19 protein-coding genes are annotated in these 14366 nt (G+C 28.3%); all 19 read right to left on the bottom strand.

All coding sequences use genetic code 11. The annotated features are described in order from the left end of the window. Nucleotides 1-124: 124 nt before the first annotated feature. The 19 genes from F823_RS0109350 to F823_RS11210 all read right to left on the bottom strand — a co-directional run bounded on the left by F823_RS0109350 (nt 125) and on the right by F823_RS11210 (nt 14282). The gene (locus tag F823_RS0109350; RefSeq protein ID WP_019595684.1) at nt 125-340 is read right to left on the bottom strand and encodes a hypothetical protein; all 216 of its coding nucleotides are present in this window, start codon (nt 338-340) and stop codon (nt 125-127) included. After that, nucleotides 324-833 carry a crossover junction endodeoxyribonuclease RuvC gene (locus F823_RS10685; RefSeq protein WP_242831490.1) on the bottom strand — a complete coding sequence of 170 codons (510 nt, stop codon included), beginning with the start codon at nt 831-833 and terminating at the stop codon, nt 324-326. Before F823_RS10685 ends, F823_RS0109350 begins: the two co-directional genes overlap by 17 nt. A 4-nt stretch (nt 834-837) precedes the next feature. Beyond that, nucleotides 838-1017, bottom strand: coding sequence for a hypothetical protein (locus tag F823_RS0109340; protein ID WP_019595682.1), 180 nt, complete (start codon nt 1015-1017; stop codon nt 838-840). After that, nucleotides 1014-1256, bottom strand: a complete 243-nt coding sequence (locus tag F823_RS11215; RefSeq protein ID WP_019595681.1) for a hypothetical protein — start codon at nt 1254-1256, stop codon at nt 1014-1016. The genes F823_RS0109340 and F823_RS11215 overlap by 4 nt, the downstream gene beginning before the upstream one ends. A gap of 13 nt (nt 1257-1269) precedes the next feature. Then, entirely contained in the window at nt 1270-2601 is a 1332-nt protein-coding gene (locus F823_RS0109330; RefSeq protein WP_019595680.1) for an ATP-dependent DNA ligase, read from the bottom strand. Then, the gene (locus F823_RS0109325; protein ID WP_019595679.1) at nt 2602-3090 is read right to left on the bottom strand and encodes a hypothetical protein; all 489 of its coding nucleotides are present in this window, start codon (nt 3088-3090) and stop codon (nt 2602-2604) included. Nucleotides 3091-3227: 137 nt separating this feature from the next. After that, the gene (locus F823_RS0109320) at nt 3228-3731 is read right to left on the bottom strand and encodes a glucosaminidase domain-containing protein (RefSeq protein WP_019595678.1); all 504 of its coding nucleotides are present in this window, start codon (nt 3729-3731) and stop codon (nt 3228-3230) included. Nucleotides 3732-3981: 250 nt separating this feature from the next. Then, entirely contained in the window at nt 3982-4845 is an 864-nt protein-coding gene (locus tag F823_RS10680; protein WP_019595676.1) for a bifunctional 5,10-methylenetetrahydrofolate dehydrogenase/5,10-methenyltetrahydrofolate cyclohydrolase, read from the bottom strand. A gap of 74 nt (nt 4846-4919) precedes the next feature. Continuing rightward, nucleotides 4920-5834, bottom strand: a complete 915-nt coding sequence (locus F823_RS0109305; protein ID WP_019595675.1) for a hypothetical protein — start codon at nt 5832-5834, stop codon at nt 4920-4922. Then, a complete protein-coding gene (gene nrdG, locus F823_RS0109300; protein WP_019595674.1) occupies nt 5834-6337 on the bottom strand; it encodes an anaerobic ribonucleoside-triphosphate reductase activating protein in 504 nt (167 codons plus the stop codon). Before nrdG ends, F823_RS0109305 begins: the two co-directional genes overlap by 1 nt. 12 nt (nt 6338-6349) lie before the next feature. Then, nucleotides 6350-8497: an anaerobic ribonucleoside-triphosphate reductase gene (gene nrdD / locus F823_RS0109295; protein WP_019595673.1), complete on the bottom strand. Its 2148-nt coding sequence runs from the start codon at nt 8495-8497 to the stop codon at nt 6350-6352. A 108-nt stretch (nt 8498-8605) separates the two neighbouring features. Further along, nucleotides 8606-9052 carry a Panacea domain-containing protein gene (locus F823_RS10675; RefSeq protein WP_019595672.1) on the bottom strand — a complete coding sequence of 149 codons (447 nt, stop codon included), beginning with the start codon at nt 9050-9052 and terminating at the stop codon, nt 8606-8608. A gap of 25 nt (nt 9053-9077) precedes the next feature. Then, nucleotides 9078-12176 carry a PHP domain-containing protein gene (locus F823_RS0109285; protein ID WP_019595671.1) on the bottom strand — a complete coding sequence of 1033 codons (3099 nt, stop codon included), beginning with the start codon at nt 12174-12176 and terminating at the stop codon, nt 9078-9080. 10 nt (nt 12177-12186) lie between these two features. Beyond that, the gene (locus F823_RS0109280) at nt 12187-12483 is read right to left on the bottom strand and encodes a hypothetical protein (RefSeq protein ID WP_019595670.1); all 297 of its coding nucleotides are present in this window, start codon (nt 12481-12483) and stop codon (nt 12187-12189) included. A gap of 138 nt (nt 12484-12621) precedes the next feature. Further along, a complete protein-coding gene (locus F823_RS0109275) occupies nt 12622-13116 on the bottom strand; it encodes a hypothetical protein (protein WP_019595669.1) in 495 nt (164 codons plus the stop codon). Between the two features lie 25 nt (nt 13117-13141). Continuing rightward, nucleotides 13142-13459 (bottom strand): hypothetical protein, encoded by a 318-nt coding sequence (locus F823_RS0109270; RefSeq protein ID WP_019595668.1) that lies wholly within the window; start codon nt 13457-13459, stop codon nt 13142-13144. Nucleotides 13460-13531: 72 nt separating this feature from the next. Next, nucleotides 13532-13654: a hypothetical protein gene (locus F823_RS11445; RefSeq protein WP_019595667.1), complete on the bottom strand. Its 123-nt coding sequence runs from the start codon at nt 13652-13654 to the stop codon at nt 13532-13534. Nucleotides 13655-13741: 87 nt separating this feature from the next. After that, nucleotides 13742-13957, bottom strand: a complete 216-nt coding sequence (locus F823_RS0109260; protein ID WP_019595666.1) for a hypothetical protein — start codon at nt 13955-13957, stop codon at nt 13742-13744. 115 nt (nt 13958-14072) lie between these two features. After that, complete coding sequence (locus F823_RS11210) at nt 14073-14282, bottom strand: hypothetical protein (protein ID WP_019595665.1); 210 nt, start codon at nt 14280-14282, stop codon at nt 14073-14075. Nucleotides 14283-14366 lie beyond the last annotated feature (84 nt).

Raw genomic sequence — 14366 nt, 5'->3', positions numbered from 1 at the left:
TTTTTGTATAACATCTGTCGCGCACCCGCATAGCGGGTGGTTTATTGTTTCGCACGCTTTGCGAGCTCAACAGGGACACGTCCCTATAAAAAAAATAACGAGGCTACAAGAGCCTCATTATAAATTAATCCCATTTAATTTCTTCATCTAGTCCAGCAAATATACTCTGTCTAAAAATATCCATTGCATTAATTTTATCTTCTTCTTTTTCTAAATTACTCAATATAGTTTTTTTACAAAAAGCAATTAAAAACGAAGTTTCTTCTATAATATCAACAATTGTACTGCAGTCGATATTACAAGATATATTATCATTATCTTTCCTATCTACTTTTATCATAGTTACCTCCAAACATTTGTTTCACTGCTACAGCTATAGATATAGCATCATATATATCACTTGTCTTGTTATTCCCAGCTTTATCACTATATTCCCCTATATCTATATAGTTATCTTGTATATATTTGGCAACCTTTTCTTTGCCTGCTCTCCCATTTCCTGTTATTATTTTTTTTACAGATGTTGGTGCTAAATATTCAACACAGATACCTTTTTGAGTTATCATTCTCATGGTTGCACCTAATAATTTTCTTAAAACCATAATGGTACTTGTTCTGTTTGATATAAATTGATTTTCTATACCAACAAAAGTTATGTTGTCCATAACACTCTCTATCTTGTCAACAATATAGTTTATTCTCTCATCTTCTGTTGTGAAATCTTTAGGACTTGTATTAATCTTCCCATAAGATATTACCTTAAAATCTTCTATGACACACCAACCTGTAGAGGTCATAGATAAGTCTAAACCTAAAATTCTAATAATTATCACCTCTTTACAAATCTAATGGATTTATATATCTAAGCATAGATTGTTTTAGTTCGTCATCAAGCATTTGGATTATATACATTATCTCGTCTGAGCCCAAATTATTAAATAACTTAGCATAAAAAAATCTTATCTCTGCCCTATAATCTTCGTCCCTCTCCAAAAATGGTTTATTTAAATCTATCATATTATGCCCTTTCTTCCCATTATAAATAAAAATAAAAATATCAAAACACCTATTATTATAAGGGTAAAAAGAATAAATGTAGGCAATGCAATAATTAAAATGCTCCACTTAAATAGAAAATTACCCACAATAAAAAATGTAATTTGAAATATTGGATATGTTATACATGATATAACATATATAGCCAATAATAAATCTATCAATTTATCACATATGTTGTCTATTTTTTTCTTATCCATAAAACTCCTTTATTTAATATACACTTGTTTCGCTTTTATCTTCTCTTATTATATGATTATAGCTTGAAAATCCCAATGAATAACCATCATTTGTCTCATTTTTAGTTATTTTTTGATACTTAACCTCTATTATTTTGCCTAGATAATAATCTTGATTGTTCCAAATCTCTATCCTTTCTTCATCTGTAAATCCAGTCCCTATAAAACATGAGTTTGTCATATTTTCATAGTCAAACTCAACTTCTAACGCACCCAATTTATCTTTATTTTTTCCATCACCCTCAATAAATCCGATTATTTTAACATCAGCAATAAGATTCTTTTTTAGCTTTAATATATAATTTGATCTTTTACCTTCCCATGGTGCGACAGAAGAATTTATCATTATCCCTTCTTTCCCCTGTCTATCGCATTCATCTACCAGTTTAATTAATTTTTCATGTGTTACAAATCCTTGATACCAAAATGGTCTTGATGTAATGGATTTAATAGGTATCTCACCTTTATTGTTTATTTTCATTTTGTCAACATAATTAACACTCTTCATTAGCCTATCAACAAAAGGGATTGGACTATAACCCAACTTAAAATCTTCCAAAGGTATAAAGTCAAACATTATAAACTCAATCTTATTTTTATCCTCTGTTTTAGAACTCATAATAGAACAAGTTTTTTGAAATCTTTCTTCTTCAGTTTTAAATTCACCTTTAATTAAAAATTCTCCGTCAAAAACTCCATCTTTAAGGCAGTGAAAACAACTAAATATATGGTCAAGTCCTATAAATTCTTTTCCTTGTCTTGATATTGCTTTTATATCATTTCCGTTTTTTATTATTACACCTCTTATCCCATCTAATTTTTCTGATATAATATATGTAAGGTCGAAATTAAATAGGTTTTTTTCTACTCTATCCATATAATTTTTTGCCTTCATAAAATCATATGTTGTTATAAAGTCTGGTATAGCTTGATTTATTGCCTTGACATTAATCCCTAACTTTAAAGATTGAGTTATTATCTCTTTAAGCATATCCTCATATTCTTTATTTTTATCTATGTATGATAATGCTATTGATAAAACTTCATCAGTTCCTGTATTATTTTCAGCAATGTAATCTAGGAGACTTTCTAAAGACTTATCTGTTTCATGAATCGATAATTTCTTCGACATCTTTTTTTTACTTATTCCTGATTTAATACTAGGGTCTATACAGAATTTTAAAACTTTAAACAATAAATCATTACCATCTGCGTATAACTGTTTAATTCTAAATATCTTTGCATTTGTCCCTTTTATATTTTTAATTTCTTCTATTTGCTCTTTTAATATCTTTAAATTTTCCATCTAGTATCCCATCCATTCTACAAAATCTTTATCTAATTCTAAATCTTCTATTTCAGTTATGAATGTTTTTTCAGCAACATCCTCTACTTCGGATTTAAACTCTAAATACATATTATGTAAAGTTAAAAAAGAATTTTCTATTATTTCTCTAACTAGCCAATCTTTGTTTATATTTTGAGGTAAACACTGTAATATTCCTTTAGTTGAAAATCTGTAACTTAAATCAGATATTTTCGATGCAATACCTTTTAGGTCTGATAAATCTATTTCAGCGATTAAATGTAAATCGTCCCATGGTGCTACCTCATGAGTTAGACAATAGAAATTTTCGTTATAATCAGTATAAATATATCTTTTGCCGTTTCCCAATAAAGATTGTATTTCATTTTCTAAATTGATTTTTTTAGTTTGTAGTTCAGAAATTTTTGAATCTATATCTATAACTCTACATTTAAGACTTGATAATGTATCTTTTTTATTACTCTCCATACATAAACCTCCTTATAAATTTTACTGTGATATTGTGGTTTTCTACTTTTGAATATGTTTATATTAAATTTTAAATGTTACAACTACACTTACATTTTTATATCTTCATAAGTGCAGCCGTAACAAAATCTATTTAATTATCTAAATTCCCAAGATTTCCTCATTGAATTTATAGCTAAATTATTTACTTTATATGCCCAGTTTCCACCAACACAATACTTTGAACCAATTTTCCAAACGTTTCTCCTACCTCTATTTATATAGCCTCTATATAAAAAGTCTTGCATATAGTACAAACTTTGTTCCTTGGAAGTAAACTTTCTGAGACCATGTTTCCCCATTATTCCACCTACATTATTTCTATTTCTATAGCTATATGAAGTTCCATTACCACTTTCTAACTTAACTACACTGCTTAGAAAGTGTGAATTGATTGGTCTACTAGAGTTTTCTATTTTATATATTGTGCTAGATAGCTGTTTCATATTCTTAGGTAATAAATTCTTTATTTGTTGTTCTGTTAATCCACTTTTAACCCTTACATCATTTTGACTATATCCACCTTTTCCTGCTGCATCAACTCTACAACCTATACTAAATATTAATGTTATTGTTATTATTATCGTTTTTATTTTATTCAACAAACCACCTACCTTTTTTTAATTATTCTTTTCTGAATTTATAATTATAAAAACATTCAATACTCCTGTTAAAATTATTAATATATTAAAGCAAATGCTTTCTGGCTTTCTAGCAAATTCTATAGAAGATATACTTAAAGTTATTAAAAAATAAATTAAATATACACTTAGACTTGAACTCTTTTTTTTGAAATGATAATATTTAGGTATTCCCGTCATTATTATCGCTATTATAAAAAATAAAATAGTTTTAGTTATTAATCCCATAATAAGCCTCCATTACATTTTTTGCTAAACTCAAAACTGTTAATTGCCCTACTCCATTAGGTACTGGAGTATACTTAAAGTCATCACCTTTATTCTCTGTTATTTCTAAATCACCACACATTTTCCCTTTATCATTGAATGATATTCCTACATCTATGAATGTACAGCCTTTAGGTATATCCTCTGATTTAAAATATCCAGGAATACCAATTCCACTTACTATATAATCGTACTTGTCAAAAACGTCCAACAACTTCTCTTTAGGTATCTTACTATGTGCTACAGATACAAGCATATTTTCATCAAGTAAAAGTTTTTGTAGTGGTTTGCCTACTAAATCACTCCTATTAATAATAAGTACTGATTTCCCTTCTAAGGAACTATCTATATACTTCATATAATCTCTGATGCCTCTAGCAGTGCAAGGTATAAAAGATTTTTGATTTGTATAAAATCTCTCTTTACTTGAAATACCTAACCCATCTACATCTAATTCCCAAGATATGCTTGTAAGACTGTTTGTGAGTTCCTCATATTCTTTCGGGAGTGGTAATTGAACCATATAAGGAACTTCTTCAAACTCTAGGTCACTTTTTTTACAAAATAAGTCATATAGAGATATTTCATCAGTTTTTTCTCCTCTTTTAAAGAGCCTCACATCTATACCTACACTATCTAGCTTTTTTAGTTTATTCGCTACATATTTATTTGAAGCTGGGTCATTTCCTATCTGAAATATAGCGAAAAAAGGTTTATTCTGTTTATTTTCGCTAGATAAAATACTAATTTTATTAGCTATTTTCTCATATTCTTTAGCTACATATTCCATTACATCTAACTTTTCCATAAATCTCCTTTCCTATATCAATATTGTATTATATTTTTTATTTATAATTCAATATATATTTTTTATTTTGTATTTTAAACGAGCCACTTAGAGCAAAAATGTCTTATAGACTCTTTCTTTCCTAAATCACCTACATATAATAATTTACCTCTATCCTTTAGATACCTAACCTTACAACCGGTAAAGAATCTTCCATTATCTTTAAATACTTTTGCATCTGCAAGATATCCAAACATTTCAGCCAAATATTTTTGATTGTCGTTATAATAACACACATAATTTATAGGTTTCAATTTATTTATGTTGTTAATACGTCTGTCAACAAACCTTTGGAGATAAAGAAGTATTGTTTTTTTATTGTCCCCACAGCCTATATTATTAAGATAATACATATCCCCTTCAAATCCTAATCGAACCAAATCCCAATGTCCAAGACCGGCGCCATCTCTCTCGACACTTACTACATTTTGAAAACAATAGTCTTTTAAAACATGACCAAGTGGAATTAAAGTGTCATTTATAGTTTCTATAACTTTAGCTAATTTTCTATAGTCTTGAGTTGCAACATTTAATATTCTATTCTTATTCAATTTATAACTTTCACCACTGAATATAACGTTATTTTTATTAAACCCAAACTTATCAAATAAATTCCTCAATAAATGTCCGACATTATCTTCTATTATAGATTTATCTTTATCAGCGCCAAAAACTTCAACTGTAACTTCTGTTGGTTTTTGCCACACATTATTTGTTCTAAAATCTTCTTTAATAACCCTTAAACACAGTTTTTTATCTACCATATAATGAGTAATTCTTTTTCTTGCATAGTTTAAATCTCTTTTATATCCGTTGTATCTATCTATAACACTTGAATTTCCATTAACGTGAACTCTTATACCTGTTTTTCTGCCTATAGAAACTCCATTTTCTAATATCAGATAGTCTTGTTTATTATAGATATAGGGATAATTTTCTAGTTTCCACATTATAATACTCCTTTCAGCTTATATAAAATAACCTTATTTTCCTTTAAACTTTTCTGTACATCTATCACTCTTTGATTCGTTGAACCAGCATAAGGATAATTAATGTCATATTTATCCTGTTCAAATTTACCGTCTACTAAAACATCTACATACTGGAAAAGTGGTGCTAATTTAACATCTTCCCATCTGTACCCCGTATATAGCCATACAGTTTTGTTAGGAAATCTAAGCTTAAACATCATTAATATTCTTTGAACTTCTAATATATTATTTTTGTTTAAAGGGTCTCCCCCACTAATAGTTAGACCAGATATATAATCTGGTCTTAAACTATCAAAAAGTTCTTTTTCTGCACGCCTATCAAAAAGTATCCCTGAATTACTATCCCATGTTTCTTTATTATGACAATTTACACAATAATGATCACATCCGGATACCCATAGTGTACTTCTTAACCCCTCTCCATTGAGCATATCATTGGTGGTTATATTATGATAATTCAATAAATCAACCTCCTACATACTAACTCTATCTCTAATTTCTGCCATCTTTCCATCATTCAATCGTGATTCACCTTTTACTCTGCTATAACTTAAATATCCATTCATTCGGTCTATCTTTGTTAAATCATTACTTCCACATTGAGGGCAAGTGTCCATATTAAGTTCTTCATACCCACACTCATTACAATAAGATAGTGACAAATTTACTCCTTCATAAAATCCTAATTCCATAGCTCTTCTGACAAGACTTTTGATTGCTTCAAAGTTATAAGATATAGGATATTTAACATATTGTATTTTGCCTCCGTTGAAATAACTCCAGAACCTCTTTTCTAAATCTTGTTTTTGTATTGGGTTTATGTCCTCTGATACGTGGCAATGAAATGAATTGGACACATATTCTCTATCTGAAACATTCTTAATTATACCAAACTCTTTTCTAAATTGCTGTACTTGTTTAGAACATAAACTTTCTGCTGGTGAACCGTATATAGCATAGAGTTTACCATCTTGTCTTTTAAATTCTTCTACTTTGCTCTTAATATATTCCATTACTTCTAGAGCAAATTCTCCATCTTGAACCAATGATTTCTGATTATGTATCTGTTGTAATTCATTTAAAGCTGTAATGCCAAAAGATAATGTAAAACTTTTTATTACAGGTTCTATCTTATCATCTGGTTTAAGATTACCTTTATAGAACCCACCTTCACAAAATCCTAAAGGATTTGTACTAGCCTTCATCTCAGCTAAATAATCATATGTTCTAAGATGTAATCCTCTTATAATCTCTAAATAATAATCTAATACATCATAAAAATTTTTACTTTCTCTTTTTGCCTTTGCATATATCATTGGTAAATGAAGTGATATAACACCTAGATTTGCTCTTCCAGTAAAAATTGGTGTATCTTCACTATCTAATGGTTCAATCTCACCTCTTTCATAATAAGGTGATAAAAAAGCCCTACAACCCATCGGAGATATTATTTTACCGTATTCTTTATATATATCAGGCACATATCCATCTCCAGTCAAACTAAGAAAGTCTGGATACATAGAAGATTGACTGCATTTTACTGCTTCATCAAAAACATCTCCTAATTCCTTACCCTCTCCATGTAATTTTTCATCATAAAGGAATACAAGCTTTGGGAATAATACAGGTTTTTTAAAGCCTCTCTTCCCTTGTCCTTTCCTTCTAACTCTTAAACAAGTTTTAGATAACATTTTTTCAAATGTAGTTTTTCCTAATCCAAAAGTAAATGTTACAAAACTATAATCACCTCTACTAGAACCTACTGTATTAAGTTTATATTCTATTCCTTGAAAACCTTGTTCCATATCTCTCCATAATTTTTCAATAGCATATTCTTCTGCCTTTTCAATAATATTATCTTCACGACTTACATAAAATTTATCAGCTATTTGGAAGAACTCGTTTTTGTATATTAGATAGCTTTTCTCAGCATATGGCTTTAATAAAGTATCTACCTCTGGAACAGTGAATCCTCCATACTGTTGAGATGACATACTAAATATTATATCTCCTAATACATCAAATGCAACATCAAGGGTTTTAGGTTCATTGTACCAAATATTCCCCATTTCAAATCCGTCTTTTAAAATAGTTCCCACATCTGCAAGACAACAATTTATCGAATCTAATCTAGCGTTCATATCATGTATGTAGATATATCCTTTTTTTATAGCTTCTATTTCTTCTACTGTTAAAAAAAACTTCTTATACATCTCTTTATTCAAGACACTATAAATCAAACTTCTTTTAGTAGAAACAAGAGTTGAATCTGAATTACTGTTCTCTTTATCACCTATATATCTTATTTTTTGACTTTCTTGATAAACATTATCTAACATAGAAACAAAAGATGTCTTGTAGTTTCTATAATCTTTATATGACTTTGCTATTTCATCGTCTAACTTAGATAGAATTTTTTCAACATACAAATGTATATCTTTTACTGGTATACTATTTTTACCTGAAATATTTTCTAAAATACTAGCTTTTATCCATGGTTTTTCATCTTCTTTTAGATGCTTCATTACTCTTTGAGCAGATTTCTCTATTGCTTTATATATTTTGTCCATATTGAAATCTTCAACTGTTCCGTCTTTTTTTATCACTTTGATTTTACTCAAAACATCACCTCTTTTAAAATATAATATCTATGTAAACATCTTTCGATGGTATTTTATAAATCTATCACTTTATCTTATTGCAAACCAATCAGATTTACCTTTTATATATTATTGCCTATGTATATAGTCATCAAAAACATCTCTTATGTCTATTTTTATGCAGGATGGTGTTGATGGCTTCATACCATTTCTCGCTTTACAAAAAGCATATTCTTGCAACATTATTGATTCTAATTCAGAAGTGGTATATTTTCCATATTCTAAATAAACTTCTTCTAAAAATTTAATTGTTTTCTTAGAGTCAATATCTTTAGAACTGTTTATTCCCCTACAATCATTTTTATATATATCATCATAAAGTGATATATATGTTGCTCCATGAGTCCAAGCTTCAGGAATATCATCAAACAGTCTTTCTTTAATATTGTATTTATGGTTATTATTTAAAAATAAGTACCATGATTGTGCATACCAGCATAAAAGTTGTAACTTCCTATGAGATATTCTATTCTCTTTTTGTTTATAATATTTAGCTATTTGAAATATACTATACATTTTACTCCTTTCTCTACACACAAAATTATACGCTATACAATATCTTTGCCTTTGTTATCCATAAATCAAACTCTGTTTTAGATTTTATCCATTTCCCATCTGCTAGAACATTCTTAGGTCTTTTTTCAAGCTCCTCTATCTGTAAAATAGAATTCTTTTTTATTGGTGGTATTACACCTACTTTGGATTTCAACTTATATACATTACCTGTATTTACATTAATAACACTTAAAACATAATCTTTATATTTATCTATTTTTAAAACTACATAGGATAATTTGCCTAGCTCATCTGTTGTTTTGAATGAACCGGTTGTTTCCATTGAAAAACTTATTTGTTCTTCTATAGGTATATCTATATTATTAATGTTTCTAGCTAACAGATTAATTAATCTATTGGAATCAATTTCTTTAAATAATTTTTGAGTCTCCTTTTCTGAACATTCTTTTACTATCCCTATCGGAATTTCTAAATTATCTTTTTTTATTTGTTTAACTCCATTATATTTTGTGAAAATATTATATAAATCCAGTAGGTATTTTTGTTTCCCAAACTCTTTAAAAAAATCAAGTTTAATTAATGTTTCAAAATGAGTTTTATTCATTATGCCTTTTGACCTTTTTATTAAATCTATAAAGGTTATATCTTCGTCTTTTAAGCTATATAGAAAATTACCAACCTCTTCATTCATACCTTTAATAGAGGATACACCTTTGTAAATAGTGTTCTTATCTCTATCAAAAAAATAATCAGATTTAGAATATCTAAATATAGATTTTTCTAATTTTATATCAAACGATATCAATTCATTTATAAGTTTCTTAGTTCTATCTGTATCTTTTTCGTATAAATTTAGTGTAGCTGTATAATATTCTAGTGGATAATGCGATTTTAAATAAGCACAATATAAACTGTCATAAGCATATGCTAATGAATGTGATGCATTAAAAGAATATTTGGATGCATCTTCAACTACTTGCCATGTCTGTTCAAACCCTTCTTCTCGTCCAACAACCTTAATCCAGCCCTTGTGAAGTTGTTCCTTCAATTTTATTAATTCATCTTCCTTAAATTTCTTTTTACTTATTTTCTTTATTATGGTGTAAGTTTCAGATTCTTCTATACCTAACCATATCAAATACTTCATTATAGATTCTTGGTATAACATATAATGGAATGAATCTTCTAACAAATCATCAAGTTCTTTAACCCCAGTTGTATATGGTTTTCTTTCTAAAAAATTATGAAGCAAAGACTTAAAACCGGGTCTGATAGCTGCCACAAAAGCACATACCTCTGATACAGATTGAGGTTTATATTTCATAACTAGAGGTGTTGCAAAATCTGAATCTGCTTGATTTACCGTACAAGTTAAACCTTTTCTGTATATATCAAATGTTTTACTGTCTAACATATTTTGTAATTCGTTTGATGTTGGTATCTCTATATTTGCAAGTTTACAAGTATCTTCTACTATCTTCATGATTGATACTTGAAGATAATCGTTTTTAAGATACTTGTAAATATCACAGTTCATACCATCTAAATTACAACAAACCTTATCTTTTATCTTTATATAGCCTATATGTTTACTTACTCTTTCAGTTGATAAAAGCAAAGAACAAGGACTTGGTGCTATTGACTCTATAACACCAACAAATACTTGACTTTCTTTAATTATTGAACCCCACTTAGGGTGTTCATAATATTCTTCGATATTTTTAGCAATATCATTGTACTCATTAAAATCCATATCTTTAGCCTTACACCACAATCTAAATGCTGAAGAGTCTTGCAATGGTTTATACGATATCATCCAACCACAATTTTCTTTACCTATCACATCTTCACTTGCTTTAATCAGCAACTCTTGGTTAGATGTGTTTAAATCTATATCGGGCAAAGATTTTGTTTCAAGTATCCTTGATATACTCATAAATCTTGTTGGATACAGAGTTACTGGAGATGTTATTCTATCCATGCCTATAAGTCCTAAAAGTTTGTTAATATAAAAAGACCCTGCTGAGCCTCTACCTGTTAGAGATATAAAGGCATTATATTTATCCCTTGCTACATTGCATATTTTATTATTTAATAAGAAATACTCTTCCATATAAGTATTCTCTATTATATTGGTTTCATCTCTAATAGCTTTTATATAGTTTTTCTTTAAATCATTAGGTATGTTCTTCTTTTCCTTTTTCCATAATTCATTTAATAAGTCTTTTAGGTCTTTGTTGGGATTTTTTGATATCTTAGGTATCTTAATTTCTTTATTGTACAAAGTTATTTCTTCGCACCTATCAAACACTAATGTATTATCAATGGCTTTTAATATTTCGCTGTTGCTAAAAACACCTTGTTTATCATATCTTTTTACTATTTCTTGATAGTCAGGATAATCTAAAACAAAACCACTTTCTTCAGGATAATTGAATCCTTTTCCTTTTAAAAACAAATCTCTATAAACAGAATCCTCTGGGAATATGTAGTGTGAATCATTGGCATGAATAAGCTGTATATCATATTTTCTCGAAAATTCTTTCATTCTAACATTATGTTTTACTTGTGTTGGGTGATTATGAGATTGTATTTCAAGAAAAAAGTTATCCCTAAAAAAGTTTTTAAACCACTTAATATTATCTTCTGCATAAGAACACCATTCAGCAGCAATACCAGCTACACAAGCACTTGTTACAATTACATCTTTAGGGTTTATGCAACTTTCAATCATTTTCCTATCTACTCTTGGCTTATAATAATGACCATCTATGTTGGCATAGGAAAGAAGTTCATTTATCTGTTCCACACCTTTATTATTTATAGCCACCATAATTAAGTGATAGCTACTCCTATTTTTTTTGTCTAAATTAATATCTTTTACATAGTATAATTCAGAACCAACTACCATTTTTATTTTTTTTTCATCTGGTAGATTTGCATTCTTTTTATCTATAGCATTCAGAGTGTCGAATAAATTTCCTTGATATCCATGTTCTGTTGTAAAATAATTTTTATGTCCTAACTCAACCATTCTGTCAAGATAATCTTCTATTTTTACGATTACATCTATTGTTTTAATATTTGAATAATGAGTATGTTTATGATAATTGTTATAGTACATTCTACACCACCTAATTAAAATTCTTCTTGCTTATATATTCATGTAGTGCTTTTTCACATTCTTTTAGATTTCTAGTTATTTCTTTATTTACGGTCCTATTGTTTTTAATCTTTTCTGCAATCCTATCTTTTTTTGCTCTCTCTATAGCACTTTCCATTATATTTTTAAATGTAAATTGATTTCTTTTATCTGCTGCAACAATCATTCCATAAAAGTTCATAACTATATTTATAAACTCTTCCGTTAATATCCTTGGGTCACCTCCCATTTCCCCGTCTTTCCCTTTTAATAAATCTATATATATCATATTTCCTCCTTTATGTTTTAATTTGTATTTTAAAATGCAAAAAATATGCAAGCAAGACTACAAATTTATAATCAATTGTATTGTTCTCAGTATTACTTTAATTATCATCTATATAAATAGTATTTGAAATTATAATTTTTATCTCTCTAATTTTACAATCTCGTTATTGTGATACTCTTTATAATCTAAGTTTAAACTTTCTATGCTTAAATATCTATCAACTGGTTTCATAGTTAAATAATCAAATATAAGTATTCCTCCTTCTCCGTCAAATAACTCATAGTCACTTCCTTCGTCAAAATCTAAGTCTAAATCAATAACATAAGATTCTCTACTGTTGAACATAATCTTATCACCATGCTTTATATCATCTGATTTCTCTTTAGAAAACCTATTACACCAAGTGTCGAATTTATATAGATTTATCAATATTTCTTCTCTATTTGAATAATCAGAATACATTATAAGACTTCCAATGTATTCCATTACAGAGTTTGTGTTTTCTCCCCAATATAAGACAAACGTTTTATCAGACTCTACTGAACCAGCATAAACACAATCACTTATTTCATATATAGAATCGGGATTTAAAAAAAATATATCTCCTCTATAATTTATAACTTTAATCTTCACGTCATCTCTCCTTTAATCTTTATCTTTACACTCTTATATGATTTATTTTTGCATATTCTTCTACAATAGGTATTAACTTTTCAGACATTTCGTCAAATGTTTGTATATTCTTACCCTTTATAAAACTTGCTAAATCACATATATTAATTTGACCTAAATTATAAAAATACTCACCGAAATCTCCCCAACACCATTCCCCATTAAGAATGCTTCTCCTCTCACCCGTTTTATCATCTTCAAAGACAAAATATTCAAATATATAATCCATGGAATAAGAACAAATCTCACAAGTGCCAAACTCTGTATATTCCTCTACACTTTCAATATCTACTAATTTAATCAACTTTTATCTCCTCCTTTAATTTTTGTATCTATTTCCATTAACTGCTCTTCTAGTGTTTTTATGTTTTTTTAATTAAATATACTCTTTGTCTAAGATTGCTTCACTACCTATGGTTTGTATTTCTATATTTTCCTCAAATAAATTTCTAACCATTTCTGTAATTTTTTGACTTGGATATTTTATAATATTTGACATCAAATCACCTTCTTTTTTTTATTTTCCATGTTGTCCACACTCTAATAAATTTTTTGTAAATTTCTTGATTTTTAATATTATTTTTTTCTATTCAAATTTGACATTAATGATATCCATACCTCTTGGCTTATCATGAATACTATTCTTTAAACCGATGAAGTACTCTTTCGCTATATCATCATTTTTAAATTCGCATAAATGATAGTAGTCCAAATTTTTTTTAGCCTTTATGGTTTTACCATCCCTATATATAGTATCTGGATTGAATATAATCTCATCATCTGCATATATCACTAAATTCATTTTTATCACTTCCCTATCTTTTTAATTTCTCACCTATATCTATTTGATTAAATTCCTCTTTTGTAACATTCATAACAACTATATCACCTGCGTGGTCTTTGACTTTTACTAGATATTACTCGTCATACTTTTCTATAGATTTAGTTTCTGGATCTTTCTTGACTTCTTCCGGAAGATACTCTTTTTCTACGACAGTGCCTGCATATGTTCTAATATCAGAAAAGGCACTCATCACTCCGATAGAAAAACCTAGGACAAACACAAAAATTAGTAAGGCAATTCCTAACACACAATATGTAAATTTTAATCCAAAGTTTTTATTCACTCTCTACCCCTCTACTCTAATCTAAAATAATATTTCTTTAATCTATCTTCACCTATTTCCTCCACTACCTTTTGTGCCATTTCT

It is taken from the genome of Peptostreptococcus anaerobius VPI 4330 = DSM 2949, assembly GCF_000381525.1.
Lineage (GTDB): Bacteria > Bacillota > Clostridia > Peptostreptococcales > Peptostreptococcaceae > Peptostreptococcus > Peptostreptococcus anaerobius.
This window is presented reverse-complemented; position numbering and strand designations above follow the sequence as displayed.